11 protein-coding genes are annotated in these 14,668 nt (G+C 69.9%); all 11 read right to left on the bottom strand.

Features of this window, described 5'->3' with window-relative positions; all coding sequences use genetic code 11:
* Positions 1–16: 16 nt before the first annotated feature.
* On the bottom strand, positions 17–409 hold the full coding sequence (locus NV1_RS04570; RefSeq protein ID WP_067885719.1) for a restriction system modified-DNA reader domain-containing protein: 393 nt from the start codon (positions 407–409) through the stop codon (positions 17–19).
* A 68-nt stretch (positions 410–477) separates the two neighbouring features.
* A complete protein-coding gene (locus NV1_RS04565; protein ID WP_067885718.1) occupies positions 478–1,266 on the bottom strand; it encodes a hypothetical protein in 789 nt (262 codons plus the stop codon).
* A 119-nt stretch (positions 1,267–1,385) separates the two neighbouring features.
* Complete coding sequence (locus NV1_RS43245) at positions 1,386–2,003, bottom strand: hypothetical protein (RefSeq protein ID WP_067885717.1); 618 nt, start codon at positions 2,001–2,003, stop codon at positions 1,386–1,388.
* A 694-nt stretch (positions 2,004–2,697) separates the two neighbouring features.
* Positions 2,698–3,048 (bottom strand): hypothetical protein, encoded by a 351-nt coding sequence (locus NV1_RS04550; protein ID WP_067885714.1) that lies wholly within the window; start codon positions 3,046–3,048, stop codon positions 2,698–2,700.
* Positions 3,049–3,374: 326 nt separating this feature from the next.
* On the bottom strand, positions 3,375–4,397 hold the full coding sequence (locus NV1_RS04545) for a C40 family peptidase (RefSeq protein WP_067885712.1): 1,023 nt from the start codon (positions 4,395–4,397) through the stop codon (positions 3,375–3,377).
* Positions 4,397–5,419, bottom strand: coding sequence for a replication-relaxation family protein (locus NV1_RS04540; RefSeq protein WP_084525057.1), 1,023 nt, complete (start codon positions 5,417–5,419; stop codon positions 4,397–4,399). Before NV1_RS04540 ends, NV1_RS04545 begins: the two co-directional genes overlap by 1 nt.
* A 107-nt stretch (positions 5,420–5,526) precedes the next feature.
* Positions 5,527–8,088: a type IV secretory system conjugative DNA transfer family protein gene (locus NV1_RS04535; protein WP_067885708.1), complete on the bottom strand. Its 2,562-nt coding sequence runs from the start codon at positions 8,086–8,088 to the stop codon at positions 5,527–5,529.
* Positions 8,088–11,114: a PrgI family protein gene (locus tag NV1_RS41840; protein WP_084525056.1), complete on the bottom strand. Its 3,027-nt coding sequence runs from the start codon at positions 11,112–11,114 to the stop codon at positions 8,088–8,090. The genes NV1_RS04535 and NV1_RS41840 overlap by 1 nt, the downstream gene beginning before the upstream one ends.
* Entirely contained in the window at positions 11,111–12,985 is a 1,875-nt protein-coding gene (locus NV1_RS04525; protein ID WP_157116561.1) for a TrbL/VirB6 family protein, read from the bottom strand. The genes NV1_RS41840 and NV1_RS04525 overlap by 4 nt, the downstream gene beginning before the upstream one ends.
* Position 12,986: 1 nt before the next feature.
* Entirely contained in the window at positions 12,987–13,322 is a 336-nt protein-coding gene (locus NV1_RS04515) for a pilin (RefSeq protein ID WP_245713545.1), read from the bottom strand.
* Between the two features lie 74 nt (positions 13,323–13,396).
* Positions 13,397–14,314, bottom strand: coding sequence for a copper transporter family protein (locus NV1_RS04510; RefSeq protein WP_067885697.1), 918 nt, complete (start codon positions 14,312–14,314; stop codon positions 13,397–13,399).
* Positions 14,315–14,668 lie beyond the last annotated feature (354 nt).

Raw genomic sequence — 14,668 nt, 5'->3', positions numbered from 1 at the left:
CGCGCGCTGGTGTCGGTCAGCGGTCGCGGTCCAGTGCGGCGTTCGCGGCGGCCGAGGGCGTGTCGAACACGCGTCCGTCGGGCAGCATCAGCCCACCGGTCGCGGTGACCACGGCCGCGATGTCGGTTCCGGCCAGGGTGAGCGCGGCCCCGACGCGGAGCTGGCCCGCGTCGATGAGATCGCGCACGGTCCACCGATGCCGGGCGCGTGCGAACGGGAACGGGTCGTCGAATTCGTAATCGACCTGCCAGTTCTCGGCGCACTCGGCGCAGATGGTCCCACCGGTGACGTGCGCGCACTCGGTGTGCGGCACCACGAGGAACGAGTGCTCGCGGATGCGGGTGACCCGCTGCGCGGTGCCCAGGACGGTGTAGGACTCGTCCAGTCGCGCGGTCAGTGTCTGGTACATGAATCTTTCCCTGTCGTTGTCGGGTGGCTGGTGTCCCCGGCGGGCCGGGCCCGCCGGGGAGCAGTTGCTTACGCGGTTCGGGCGTGTGTCCATGCCCGGGGCAGTGCGCCGCCGGTGCTGAGGTGGTTGTCCAGGGCGGCCATGAGTTCGCTGGCTTCGCGGTGTAGCGCGGCGAGGCGGTCGTGGTGTGCGCCGGTGTCGGGGTCGCCGTCGTGGGTGTCGATCTCGGTGTCGATCTCGTTCTGGCAGACGCGGAACCGCGCCAGCAACGCGTCGGGACCGTCGGGATCCTCGGCGCGTGCTGCCACCACGGGCACGGGCGCGGCGAGCCCGTTGCCGACGTAGCGGGCGTGGTGGTACGCGGTGACGATCGCGGCGCTGGCGCGTGCGGTGGCGTGGATGGCCGGGAATGCCCGCGCCCGCCCAGTGTCCCGGTGGGTGCAGGCGCTGAGGTAGACCACGCGGGCCGCCGCGCCGCCGGTGTCGAGCGTGCGGATGGTCACCACGTACCGGTGCGCACCCAGATCGACGGCAACGTGGGCGGCGGTGGGGGTTTGGGACCAGTGGTGCGGCAGGGCGGTGGCGGCCAGCGTGAACACCTGCACCGCGACCGCGATGTGCTCGTCGTCGGCGGGGTGCGGCCCGTGCACGAGCATGCGCTCCCCGGTGCCGGGTGCGTGGACGTGATCGGCCCAGCTCCCGCACGGCCAGCACGTGCGACGCGAGCCGCCCAGCTGGCCGAGGTCTTCCAGCTCGTTGTCCAGTTCCAGCGCGCGCGGCAGATTCCGGGCATCAGCGGCCTGGTCACGGGCCGCGCGCAACTGCGCGATCGGTTCGGAGGTGGTGGGTGTGGTCATGACAAAGTCTCGATTCTGTTGTGTGAGTGCAAATTTCGGGAAGTGGAACCGATCCGGGGCCTGATGTTCCGGGCCCCGGCATCGGTGAGCGGGCGGACGCCCGGCGCTGGCGGGGCCGGTTACGCCCCGGCGGCCAGGGCCCACGTCTTCGGTGCGTCGCTGGTACGGATCGCCACCTCGTCGGCGGTGAGTTTCTCGAGGGCGTTGTTGATCGCGCCGCTGGAGAACTGCCGGGGCGCGTGCGCGGTGTCCAGGGCGTGTTTGAGTGCGGTCGGGCTGAACGACTCGCCGGGGTTGTCCCGCAGATGGTCCTCGACCAGCCCCCGCAACCCACCCGGGGGCAACTTGTCCACCGTGCCCGCACCGCCCCCCGCGCTGGCGGCGCTCCTGGTACCGGTCGCGGTACCGGCCCGGGGCTTGGCGGTGGCGGCGGGCGGCGGCGTGGTGCCGGTCTTCTTGGGGCGGCCCGGCGTGCGTGCGGTGCGCGCGGCCGGTTTCGCGGTCCGGGCCGGTGCGGTGTCGGCCAGGGTCCACAGGTAGGTGGCGCGGGACGCGTCGGGGTCGGTGGTGCGCACGGCGGTGCCGTCGTCGGCCATCCGGCCCAGGATGGTGCGGGCGGTGGACACGCTCATTCCCGCATGGAATGCCAGCGCGCTGGCGGTGGCCCCGGGATGGGCGGCCAGCGCCGCGCGCACAGCGGCGTCGTTGGTGTCGTTTATCGGTCGCGCATTGGGCATGACATCTCCGTCGGTGATAGGGAATTCAATGCGGTGTTGCCATGTCCCGGCCGGGACGGTTCACCCCGCAATTCCGGGGAATTGCGGGGAAACCACATCCATGGACGCTCGTCACCCGGGGAAATGTCAAGCCATTATCTAAACAAGACGCCCGTCTTCTATTAATTGCTACCGCAACGGGAATGCCCGGCACTGTCGGATAGCCGCGACTCTGATACGACGAAACGAGTACCACATACGACTGCGTCGGGAGGTTCATATCGGGGCCGGTACCGTGTCAGCACACGGGCCAGCGGACCGGGCTATGTGACGCACGCCAGATTGCCGGGCCGGTATCCGAGATTCACGATATCGACCCGGCCATCTCGGCCGAAATCGTCGACGAATTGCCGAATCTGGTCTTTGGCCCATTTTCGGGGCTCGGCGAGATCATCGAATGGTTCGGGGCGCGGTATTTCCGGATGCCCGACAAAGGGAAGTGCGGCAATCGCGCGCCATACCCGCACAGTTGCGGGGGCCGGATTTCCCGGAACAGCCTCAACGGGACACATAGAGGTCGGTCTTTCGGCAGATACGGGTGCGCGGGATTGCGGTCCGTAGCGCGATAGCCCGGCCTCACCGGGGCGGCGTGCATTGCGATGACGGACGAGCGCCACCCCGGCCTGAATGGGCCGGGGTGACATCGGGAACCTGGTTATGTGGCGGGTGTGTCCGGCGTGGGCGGTGTGCTGGTGGCGGTGGGGGTATCGGCGGGGTCGGGCCGGTGGTGCGGCGCGGTGTCCGGTGTCGTGTGCGCGTCGATTTCGGCGCGCAGCCGTCGGCCCGCGACCGTGCGGTCGAAATGCACGACGTGGTCCCAGCCCCACGATTCCGCGCATTCGCGGCAGATCGTGGCCTCGTGGTTGCACTTGTCCGGCGGCCGGAAAAGCACCTTCTCGGCGCTGATATTACGGTCACGGAGTTGCACGGGAACATAGGTGTGACCGGACAGCACTACGCCCTTTTTGATTGCCCCGTCCGCGTCGTGGCTGCGACTGTTGTTCATCACCGGCCGGACCCCGCTGCCACGGATCGCCGCGTGACGGCGTCGCTGGTTCGGTGCGCGACGCGCATGGCGTCGGGGGTGGTTGTTTCAGGTGTGGGCATGACATCTCCCGTCAGGATTTCCGCATGTGATTGATTGGGGCCCCGGCCGGGACGGTGCCCCGCCGCCCGATCGCATCACACGATTCGCGTAACGGTGCACCACATACATGGACCCTCGATACCGGGCGAATGTCAACCCATTCCCAACAGAACGCATATCATCTTTTTCCGCTCGTTAGTCTCCGGTGAGCAGTGAAAATGAAGCAAGAGCAGCGAGTGATATGATCACGACTCACCAAGCACATTCGAGGTTCCTCGACCGCGAGTGAATACGTGGTTGACGGACAGAAAGTCGTCATTCGGATGCCGGTAGTCTTCTATTTTCACCGATTGTCCGAAGTCGGGTGCGTCGATCATTGTATTGTTGCCGAGGTAGAGGGCAACGTGGTGTATTCCGTCTTTCTGATTGCTGTAGAAGACGAGGTCGCCAGGCTGGATCTGGCTGATCGGGATGGGGGTGGTGGCGTGGTATTGGTCGGAGGCGGTGCGCGGGAGCGCGATTCCGGCGGCGGCATAGGCAGCCTTGGTCAGGCCCGAGCAGTCCCAGCCGCCGGAGGCTCGGGGCCCGTTGCCTCCCCACACATACGGTTGCCCCAACTGGGAGCAGGCGAACCTCAGGACCCTAGCGGCCGTGGGGTTCGAGGTGGTGAGGTGCTGGCAGTCCCCGGTGCCGGGCTCGGGTGTGGTGCTGCGGTAGCGGGCGGCGTGGTCGAGGACTTGCTGGACGTACCAGTCGGCGTGGTTGTAGCTGTAGATCGCGCGGTGCAGGTCGGCCGGAGCGCCGGAGTCGCACAGGTAGTACGCGGCGGCGTGGATGGCATCGCTCGGGTTGTATCGCGAGGGTGGGCTCGCCCCGCCCGCGGGGAGCTGGTGGCGTGCGGTGACCTCGGTGAAGGTGGAGGCCAGGAACTGCATGGGTCCTGCGGCGCCCGCGCTGTTCTGGCCCTCGGAGACTCCGGGGAGGCGGCTGCGGCCGTGGTCGGTCTCGACTTTGCCGATGCCGGCCAGGATCGTCCAGTCCAGGCCGGGGCAGTCCGAGGCGGCCTGCCGGTAGAGGGCGAGCTTGTCCGCGGGGATGTCGGTGACCGCGTCGGGACTCGGGGCCGATTGCCCGGCGGCTGGGCTGGGAGCGGTGATGCTCGTGTGGGATCGAGCGGAGTCGACCGCGACGACGGTGACGGTGAACGCGCCGATCGTCACGGCGGTGAACAGGGCGGTGGCTCCGGCCCCGAGTGCGAGCCCGAACATCACAGGCCCTCGTGCCAGGGTGGGCGCGGTGGAGGCGGCGGGATCACCACGCGCCGGTCCAGGGCCACAGTGCTCTTCTCGTTGGTGTTGGCCGGAGCCGGATCGAGAGGCAGGCGCGGCCAGGCAGCGGCCAGGCGTGTCAACGAGATCCGGGCGAGGCGGGCGGGCCCTGGGTGCAGTGGCAGCCATACCGCCCCGGCCGGGCCCGCCTCGGCAGTGGGATCACCGGCGGCGGTCGCGATCGGGACCGTGTCGGGGTGTTCGAGTCCGGTGGCGGTGGCCGCGAGTGCGGTGCGTGCGGTGGCCTCGCGATGCGGTGTGGGGAGCCAGATCAGCAGCGGGGTGGTGATCCCGGTCGCGGCGGCGAGGTTCGCGTACCCGTGGAGTTTCTTGGCGAGCTGGGTGAGAGATTCTGTGCCGCAGTCGAATTCGAGGAAGAACTCCAGCCCACCCGCCCCGGAGGTGGTGGGGTCGAGGCGGCCGTAGCCGTCCGGGCGAGCCAGGTCTCCCCACAGTCGCGCGCATCGAGTCTGGGACCACCAGAGGTTCAGCATGCTGGGCCCGGGGCTGGTGGCCAGGGCGGTGAACCAGTCGGCGACACCGACGTCGTGCTCGAGGTGCAGGCTGTGCGCCAACGCGAGAGCGCGGTCGTACCGCCACCGCAGCTCGCGTAGGTCCAGGCCGTGTTCACCGGCCAGGACCGCAGCACCGGCGGGGGCCAGGATCCAATGCCAGGGCGCGGTGCCCACGGTGCGGCGGGGCCGGAACCGGTCGATCACCCCGGCCTCGTGCAATCGCAGGAGGCGGCGGGTGGCGCGGCGGGTCGCGGTGAAGGCCAGGGCGCTGATCTGGCTGGTGGTCAGGACGCGGTGCTCGTACAGCATCCACAGCAGCCACCGATCCCGCGCGGTCAGAATGCCAGCGAGCCGGGCTCGCCCAGCCAGCACCGGCCCCGCCGTGCGCGCGCCTTCCTGGGTGGGGGTGTGGGCAGGGGGTGTGAGGGATCGGGGAGCGGGGGTCATGGAACAAGACACCTCCAATCAACGGCGCTGCACACGCCGGACAAGGCAGAACGGGCATGGACCGACCTCGGGTGTGTCGGTCGGAAACTGGTGTGCTGCTGTGGGTTTCAGCGGCGGCGCGGGTCGAGCGGGGGAACCTTCGACACAGTGCCGTGCTGGGGTGCGGGAGCCGGTGGGGATTGCGGGTGGGGGGTGGTGTGGGCGCGGGCGGCGGCGCGGATGTGGCGGGCTCGTCCCGGGACCGGTGCAGGCAGCGGCTCGGTGTGCAGGGTGTAGGGGGCGATGTTCTCGCCGTTGATCACCAGGCGCGCGGCGGCGTGGAAGGCGTCCAGGTGGGCCAGGTCGTGCTCGGACAGTTGAGGAAGGGTGTGCCTCGCCAGATCGCGGGAGTCCTCGGGTGAGAGGGCGAAATAGATCTTGTTGCGGGCGTTGCTGGAGATCGCTTCGCGCAGCGCGGGGGTGAGCTGGCCGAGGTTCTGGTGCGCCAACACCATGGACAACCGCAAGCCGCGGGCCTCGGCGAGCATGTCCTCCACCGGGGTGGACGAGTGCAGGAAGTTGTGGAACTCGTCCAGGTACAGGGCCGCATCAGCGCGCTCGGTGGCGGGGGTGTCCGCGCGGGCGGTGGCCGCTTGCCAGGTCCGCGCGACCAGCAGCGCGCCGAACAGGCGGGTGGTTTCCTCCCCGAGGCGTCCCTTCGGTAGTCGGGCCAGCACCAGGCCGCCGTCGTCGAGGGCCGCGCGCAGGTCCACGGTGGCGGGCCCGCCCGCCAGCGCGGCCCGCACGAACGGGCGCGTCAGGAGTTGGCGGAGCTTGTTCATCAGCGGGGCGATGCTCTGGGCGCGACCGGACTCGCCCAGGGCTTCGAACTCGCGCCAGAACTGTTGCACGACAGGATCTTTCACAGTGGCGGTGAGCCGGGCCCGATAGGTGTCGTCGGTCAGGATCCGCGCGACGTCGGCGAGGGTGGCCGGACGCGATTGCCCGCACACGGTTTTGAGGCTGTTACGGAACACATCGTCAGTGCGTGGACCCCAATACTGGTGATAGATGCGCGCGAAGATCGTGCCGATATTGTCCACAGTCCGATCGAGATCCGTGTCCCCGCCGAAGGTGATCACATCGAGGGGGTTGATGCACGGCGGTCCGCCGGCCGAGGCGGCGTCGAACAACACCACCCGACCCGCACAGTCCTCGGGAAGCCGGGTCAGCACGTCGGTGACCAGGTCGCCTTTGGGGTCGATGAGAACCAGCCCGCGCCGGGCGTCGGCGTCGGCGAGGACCATCCGGCCCAGGAGGGTGGATTTCCCGGTCCCGGTAGGGCCGATGACGTGGACGTGGTGGCGGGCATCGTCCACCCGCATCGCAACCGCCCGCCCCCGAATCGAATCAGCGCGGCCGAGGGGTTTGGTGCCCGGCCCACCCGAGGCCACGACTTCGCTGGGGGCCAAGGCGCGGGCACCGGCACGGTGGATCTCGGCGATCCCCGCATCGGTCGGCACATGCGCGGCCACCGCCAGCTCGGGCGAGGACAGCAGGTCACCGCGGCCGAGCCGCCGCCAGAACATCGCCTCACGCACCCCGGCACCGCGACGCCAGTGACGCCGGTAGTGGTTGTGCTGGGACGCCGTCGACAGATACCCGGACACCGCGTGCGCGCGACCCTGCAGCATGGCGGTGGTCCGAGCACGGGCGGTGCGGTCGGCGTCGAGGGAGACAGGGGCGGTGACCGCGTAGCGCACGACCGTCGCCCACAAAGGGCCGCGTGCTTTGGCGGCGGCGGCGTGATCCTGGGCGGACTGTTCCAGACTCCCCTGCCGATCACGAACCCCATACCGCGTGTTGCTGGGTCGGGCTGGTGTGCTTGTGGCGTGGACCGGGCCCGGGGTGAACAGGCCGAAGAACTCCCGCCCGACCTCGAGGAGGAACCGGCCCAGGGCCGCGGGAGTGCCGGAACTCCCGGAGCCGTGCCGAGTCGGGCGGGTGGTGACCGGGCGGGCCAGAACCTGCACGCACGCGACGGTGCCCGGCTCCATCCCGGCAGCGGCGTTGATCAGGAACGCGGCCGGATCGCCCGGGGCATCAGTGCGGATCGGCCACCGGCCGTGCCGCGCGAGCCGCAGCTCGCCACCGGCAAGCAGACTGCGATGCCCGCCCGGGACCGGCGGCAGCGGCGGTGCGGCGGGGATCGTGTGAGTGCGCGCACCGCGCCAAGCGACCGTCACAGAGTTCTCGACCAGGTGCGGTGGCACGCAGGAGGGCACCCAGAGGCGGATCCTCGCGCCGTGCTCGGCGCTGATGCGGTATTCGAACCCGAGCAGGTGCTGCCCGGACAACCACCGCTGCCACCAGCGGCGGGCGATCGCACCGTGTAGCTGCTCCCAGAATATTTGCGCGCTGTCGGGTTGTACTTGCGGCGGGATGAGGACCTCCACTTGTCGAGCGCCCTGGGCCCAGCGCCGCTCCCGGCGACGCCGCACCCAACCAGCCACAGCGACGAAGGCGATGACCGTGGCTGCGAGCGCGGCGGCGAGGGGAATCGCGTGCTGTTCGGCGACGACGAGCAGAGGCCCGAGTCGCAGGCCGGGGTGCGTGAGAAGCCCACCGACGACGCCACCGCCGCCGCTGTCGGAGTCCGGGGGCGTCTGAGTGTGCAGGAATAGGTTCATTACTGTGTCTCCTGTTCTGTGAACCGTGCGTCGTCCCACTCGGTGTCGAGGGGACCGGTGCTGGTGTCGAGGTCGATTCGGGTGTCCTCGGCATCGAGGTCGAGGTAGCCGGCGTCCTCGTCGGTGTCGGGCAGGTCGTACTCGGGTGAGGTAGTGGCGATCTGGTGCTCGGCGAGGGAGGCGACGGTGCCGAAGACGGTGCGCTGGTGGGCTCCGATGGCGAGTAAGCCTTGGCCGCGGTCTGCGGCGAGCAGGAAGCGGCGTTCGCCGTCGGAGAGGTTGAACGCGTCGCCGACCTGGTCGATGGATTGCGGGGCTTGGCGCAGCAGGATCTGGGTGGCGCTGTTGGCGACGATCGCCTTACCCAGGTCGGTGGCCAGCACGTCGGCGGCGTCCTGGGTGGTGACGGTCAACCCGAGGAAGTGTTTGCGGGCGGATTTGGCCAGCCGGTACAGAAAGTCCGCTCCCGAGCGCTGGCGCATCAACAGCCACGCCTCGTCGACCACCACCGAGCGCGCCCGCCGAGTAGCCGGGTCGGTGACCCGCCGCCAGGTCGCGTCCAACGCCAGCAGGGTGCCGATGGTTTTGAGTTCCTCGGGCAACTCGCGCAGCGAGTACACGATCAACGCACCGCCCGGGATATGGGTGCTCGCACCGTCGAGCAACCCAGCGAACGCGCCCCCGCCGACATACGGGGCGAGCCCGGCAGCCAGGTCGGCCGCCACCGGGCCGCCGGTGGCGGCGAGCTGGTCGCGCAGCATGCTCAGTGTCGGTGCGGGCCGCACCCAGGTGACCGGGTCGTCGGTGATCCCAGCCGCTGCATAGGTGGCGGTGACCGCGGTGTCCAGGGCTGCGCGCTGGGCGGGGGTTTGCTCGCCGAGCAGGACCGCGATGACGGTGTGCAAGTGCAGCTTTCGCCGCAACAGCGCATCGGCGGCGGCGGTGCGATGTCCGCTCGGACCTACGTGGATGTCGAGGTCGAACGGGTTGAGGCACACGCCGGGGGCGCCGAGACGAATGTGAGTGCCCCCGAGCGCATCACACAGTGCGGCGTATTCGTCCTCGGGGTCGATGACGATGGTTTCGATCCCGCGGTACAGCGACCGCAAGATCGAGGTTTTCGCCAGATAGGACTTGCCCGATCCGGACCGGCCGAGGATGACTTCGTTGTGGTTGTGCATCTCGGGCGCGAAGCGGTCGTGGAACAACAGCCCGGCCGCGCCGTCGCGCCCGTACAACACCCCGGCCGGAGTCACCGACACCGGATCCGCGGGCGGCAACTGGGCCGAGGCGAACGGGACCGCCGCCGCCAGAGCATGGGAGTCGAAGGTGCGGTGTCCCCGGACCGGGTCCAGGCCCAGCGGCAACGTCGCGGTCCAGCCCTCGACCGCCCGGTAGGTGAGCGGGCAGGTATCGATCAGCAGACTCGCCGCCAGCGTCCGCAACGCGGTGACCTGCCCGGCGAGCTCGTCCTCGCTGGTGGCGTGGACGGTCAGATACAGTCCGGCGCGGAACAGGCGAGACTCGCCACGCGCGAGCTGCGCCGAGAGCGCGGCGGCGTCTTCGGCGGCAACTTCGACGGCTGGGTCGCCGACTCGGTTGTGCATCGCTGCGGAGGTCAGGGTGGATTCGAGGCGGGCGAGTTGGCGGCGTAGCCGTTGGGCGGCGAGGTGGGGGTCGATCGGCTCGATGTGCAGGGCGATATCGACCCGGCCCCCGAACGCGGCCAGGGGTGTCAGCCATCCTGGGGTGACCTCGCGTGGGTACCCGGTGACCGCGATCGTCGCGCAGTAGTCCGAGCCCACCTGAAGATGCCGGGCACCGATGGTCAACGACTCCGGCGCGAACTCCACACCACCACCGCCCCGGCGCAGCACCCGGCCACGCCGGGACCGGTGTCCGAAACCACCGTCGTCGAGGTCGTCCTGTTCGTCGTCGGTGCCGACGGTCTCGAACTGCAGGCCCGTGTACCCGCTGGCCTCGGTGGTGATGATCTCGGTGGGGCCCGCGGCGTCGGCCGCGCCGAAGGGCACGAGGTTGGCCGGGTTGGTGCAGCTGGTCAGGATCGCCCGCGCCTGGGCATCATCGAGGGCACGCACCCCGACCCCCAGAGGCGCGAGCAGCTCGGTGGCATCGGACAGCCGCGCCAGCAACCGGGATTCAGCCGCGTGACGAGCCTGCACGGAGATCCGGCGCTCGCGACGTCCGCGCGCAGTGAGCCCACCCACCACCGAGGTCGCCAGCCGGGTCGCGGGATCCAGGGGCTCGCGCCACACCAGCAGGACCTGGCGTTGCCCGGTGGTGTCGTCCTGGGCCAGCTCGGCCAGATAGCGGGAGTGGTCGAGGGCGTACTCGGCCAACTCCGTCGGCATCGTCTGTGCTGCGGTGTGCAGGTCGGTGATGTGTCCGGTCACGTCGAGGCGGACCGACTGCAACAGGATCTGCACTCCGTTCCCGGACAGGCTCTGCAGGTAGCCCGCCAGCGCGCTGACCAGACCCGCCTGCTCGGCGGGAGTGCGCAGGGCGAGGTTGATGGTGGTCGCGGCGGCGATCACCGCGATCCCCTCCTGGCCCAGATCGACCACGCCGACTCCGCCGCCCGCGCCGGTGCCTGGCGTGACTGTCTGCGGTAGCGCGGCGGTGCCGGGGGTGATCGGGTGCGCGGTGGGCGGGCGCTGCCCGCGTGCGCGGTCGGTCACCCAGCGCGGTACCGCCTGTGGCTGGGTGTCGTCGCCGGGACGCACGGCGATCAGGTGCCGGGTCTGCCGGTGGTGGCGCAGCCCGGCCACGAGTAGTTGGTCGCCGGACAGGCCGTCGCGGGTGGTGAGCACGATCGCGGTGGCTACCGCTGCGATCGGGGCTGCGAGTGCGGCGAATACCGTGATCGGTATGAGCGCGCGGGTGGCTGCCCAGATCAGCAGCAATATCAGGCCGGTCGCGGACAGCAGCGCGAGTTGGCGGGCGGTGAGCGGGCCCCAGATCCGGTCGGGCCGCTCCACATCCGAGGGAATGCGGTAGGAATTCATCGGGTGCCTCCTGGATCGGGCCGCCGACGGCGGCGCACGGGCAGATCGGGCAGGGGAAGGTGCAGCTGCCGCCCGGCCCGGCGCGGCGCGGGTGGCGCGATCCACGCGGGTGTCGGGGGAGGGGCTGGTTTCCGGACCCGTTTGACCTCGAGGGGCAGCACGTACTGGCCTTGTGTGGTGGAGGTTGGGCGTGCGTATGGGTCTTGCACCCTCGCGGGCGGCGTCTTTGGTGGCTGTGGGGGCGGGAACCGCAGCGTCAGCTGGCGGCCCTTCGGTGCCCGCTTCCCTGTCGAGGCCCCGGCCCGGCCGCTACCGGCAGAGCTGGTGTTCGCCGAGGTCGGGCGGCGGTGTGTGGGCTTGATCGGGGTGGCGTAGAACAAGGCGCGCTGGCCTTCGGGGCGAGGTGCTTCGGGTGGGAGCGGGAGGCTGGGTTTGTCCAGGTCCAGCGTCAGCTGCTGTCCCGAGTCCGCCGATCTGGGCGCACGCTGGGCGGGGGCCGGTGGTGGCGGTTTCGGCCGGACGCGTTTGAGGCCCTGCAAGGGCAGCATCATCTGCCCATCAGGGGCGGTCTCGGCCTTGTCGTAGGGGTCCGGCTCCGCGCGTGCGGGCTTGGGCCGGGGCTTGGAGGACTTTCCACCACTGCCGCGCAGCAACCCGAGCGTCTTGTACGTCAAATAGCTGCGGACGATCCGCCCGGCCATGGAGTGTCCCGACCCGATGCGCATCGCCGAGAGCATCCAGAACGGGATCTTCACCAACACCCCGACCAGGGCGATCGATACGATCAGGTCCACCAGCCCGGATTGCGAGGCTCCCAGCAGGTGCCAGTCCCCGGAGGTGAGGAACACGCGGGTCGCGGTGATCAGCGTCAAACTCTGTACCACCTGGATCGCCAGGCACGCACCCATGGAGCGCCACCACCAGCGGGCGATCGGTTCGGTGACCGGCACGGCGTGACACATCAACGCCAAAGGCGCGGCGACGATCAGCACGATCGTGATCGCGACCCGGATCACATACCCGGCCAGCAGCATCACCACCAGCACCACCAACACGATCGCCAGCAGCAGCCCGAAGATGCCGCCCGTGCCGATGGTCGCCGAGGCCAGCTGCCGTAATGCCTGCCCGGCCGAGTCGGGATCGACCCCGCCCCCAGCGACCGCTGCGGAGAGGGCGTTCGCGGCGCGGACGGCCTGGGTGACCAGCGGGAAGCTCAACCCCGCCGCGACCATCCCGATCACCAGCCCGGGGGCGACCTCGCGCAGCGACCAGCGTGACTGCAACGTCTCGTACGACATGACCAGGAGTCCGGCGGCCATCACCAGCAGCCCGTACACGGTGAGGGTGATCTGCCAGGAGGAGGTCCACAACTGCCCGACCCGGGGCAGGCTCGCCGGGTCCGGGGTCGCCAGCAGCGTGGTCGACAGCAACTGCAGCAGCGGGTCCAGCGCCGAGGACACCACGGTGCTCAAGAGCCCGTCCATCGCGTTGATCAAGCAGCCGCTGATGGCATCGAGGCCGCAATCGGGCTCGGGTGCCGCGGCCGGACCCCGATCCTGACCCGGCTGGGAAGTGCAGCCCTGGCTCGTGTCTGGGCAGGGCTCACCCGGGACCGGGCCCGGTGTCGTCGGTGCGGTCGTCGGTGTCGTCGGCGTCGCGGGCGTCACCGGCGCGGGCGTGGGCGGGCCGGGGGTGATCGGCGTGGTCACCGACGGCGGCGAGGGCGGAGTCGTCACCGGGACCGCCCACCCCGGCGCGGAACCGCCAGCCCAGATCAGCACGCCCACACCGAGAATCAGCAGCACGCACCGCCGGACCCAGCGGGCCGGGTCGTGACTCATCGCGCTGATCGAGGAGGAGGTGGGGAGCATGTCAGCCTCCCACCAGGGACTTGAGAATGCTGACCACGACCGGCGCGAGGATGGCCAGGCAGTAGCCGATCATCGCCGAGCGCAGACACGCCTTGGCACGTTCGACCTCGCCGGCGTCCCCACCCGAGAGCAAGTACCGCGCTCCGCCGACGGTCAAGTAGGTCGTCGCGATCGTCGCCAGGATCGCGACCAGCCAGTTGCGCAGGTTGTCCGCGACCTGGTTCAGCGAGGTCGCCACCGCCAGCACGACAACAGGTGGTGTGGCTGCGGCCGGGCCCGCTGCCGCGCACAGCATCACGACGGTGGCGGCACCGGCCGCGAGGATGGTCGCGGCCACATGGTGATGGTGGCGCGAGCGCCGGGGGGCTGCGGCCCGCGTGCTGGGGGGCCGGGTTTTGGGGGAACGGGTGATCATGCGCATCGGCGAGCCTCCTCGGGTGGGGTGTGGTCCGCGCTGGTGGCGGACTTCGGCATCGGGAGGACTCGGGATCGGGGCCGGGTTCTGGACACCCGGGCCGCAGGTTGGTGCTCAGGAGGGCGGTTGCTGTGCCGGGTGAGGTGGTCCAGGGCGGCGATTTCGACGCGTGTCGAGGACTGTGCGTCGCTGAGGCGTTCGCGCAGCCAGGCCGCGAGGCGCTGTTCGGCGCGGCGGCGGCGTTTGGCCAGTCCCTCGTACCCGATGCCGGTGTCGGCGGCGACCGCGGTGATCGGCCGGTGGTCCAGGCGGGTGCCGATGATCAGTCCCGCGTCGGCGGCGGTGAGCACGCCCTCGGCGACGGCTTGCTGGACCAGCACGTCCGGGTGCCCGGGCGGCGAGCCCACGCCTTCGCCGTTCTCCGGGGTGGGGGCGGTGTCGTGGTACCAGTCGACCGGTATCGGTGCGCGCTGGCGTTCGCGCACCGGGATACAGGCCCGCCGGAAGGTGGCCCACCGCAGCCGATAGGCCACATTGGGGCGGGCCACGTCCACCTCGGCCAGCGCCTCGAGGAACCCGACCAGCACCATCGCCTCGGTGTCGGCGCGGTAGATCCAGTGCCCGCACAGCTTCGCCGCGATCGTGTGCAGCATCGGCAACCCCGCGCCCGCGCACACCAGCACCGCGGTCTCGTCCCGCGTGCGGGCGTGCTCGATCAACTGCGCCCACACCGCGTCGACCTCACCGGCCGGGGCGTGGCGGTCCAGCAGCCGCCGGGCCAGCATCGCGGCGTTCATCTGCTCCCAGCCCGGCGGCAGCCCCGCGACCGCGTGGGTGGTCAATGTTTCGAAGCGTTCGCGGATCAGCGTCAACGGCGGCAGCTCGCGCAGGTCGGTTGGTTGTGAGTTCGGCATCGTGCCTCCCCGTGCTCGGTGAAAAGAAATCGACCGGGCAAGGAAAGAAGCCGCTATCCACAGAACGACCTCAGAAGTAATTCACGACGAATACACGACAACCTCGAGACGAATACACGACCGAATTCACACACCCCTCATCCTCGACGAATCAGGGACGCCCTCCTCGCTGGACATCGCGCATGAAATAGCGGTCTACCTGCGGTGTTGTGCCGGTGTTGCATCGCTGTGGCGCTGCCACAGCAGCGCAACACAGACGCAACAGCGATCGAGAATGACGAGACGCAAAAAGAATTCACCGACCTCGCTGCGGGGCGACCGTATTCGCCTGTGTGGATCAATGTCGGCCGAGCT

Source organism: Nocardia vaccinii NBRC 15922 (genome assembly GCF_001613305.1).
Classification (GTDB): Bacteria; Actinomycetota; Actinomycetes; order Mycobacteriales; family Mycobacteriaceae; genus Nocardia; species Nocardia vaccinii.
This window is presented reverse-complemented; position numbering and strand designations above follow the sequence as displayed.

Excerpts from the sequence above, each read along its gene's own strand:
- NV1_RS43245 (WP_067885717.1), bottom strand. The coding sequence starts at position 2,003 with ATGCCCAATGCGCGACCGATAAACGACACCAACGACGCCGCTGTGCGC.
- NV1_RS04525 (WP_157116561.1), bottom strand. The coding sequence starts at position 12,985 with ATGCTCCCCACCTCCTCCTCGATCAGCGCGATGAGTCACGACCCGGCC.
- NV1_RS04510 (WP_067885697.1), bottom strand. The coding sequence starts at position 14,314 with ATGCCGAACTCACAACCAACCGACCTGCGCGAGCTGCCGCCGTTGACG.
- NV1_RS04540 (WP_084525057.1), bottom strand. The coding sequence starts at position 5,419 with ATGACCCCCGCTCCCCGATCCCTCACACCCCCTGCCCACACCCCCACC.
- NV1_RS04545 (WP_067885712.1), bottom strand. The coding sequence starts at position 4,397 with ATGTTCGGGCTCGCACTCGGGGCCGGAGCCACCGCCCTGTTCACCGCC.
- NV1_RS04550 (WP_067885714.1), bottom strand. The coding sequence starts at position 3,048 with ATGAACAACAGTCGCAGCCACGACGCGGACGGGGCAATCAAAAAGGGC.
- NV1_RS04535 (WP_067885708.1), bottom strand. The coding sequence starts at position 8,088 with ATGAACCTATTCCTGCACACTCAGACGCCCCCGGACTCCGACAGCGGC.
- NV1_RS04570 (WP_067885719.1), bottom strand. The coding sequence starts at position 409 with ATGTACCAGACACTGACCGCGCGACTGGACGAGTCCTACACCGTCCTG.
- NV1_RS41840 (WP_084525056.1), bottom strand. The coding sequence starts at position 11,114 with ATGAATTCCTACCGCATTCCCTCGGATGTGGAGCGGCCCGACCGGATC.
- NV1_RS04565 (WP_067885718.1), bottom strand. The coding sequence starts at position 1,266 with ATGACCACACCCACCACCTCCGAACCGATCGCGCAGTTGCGCGCGGCC.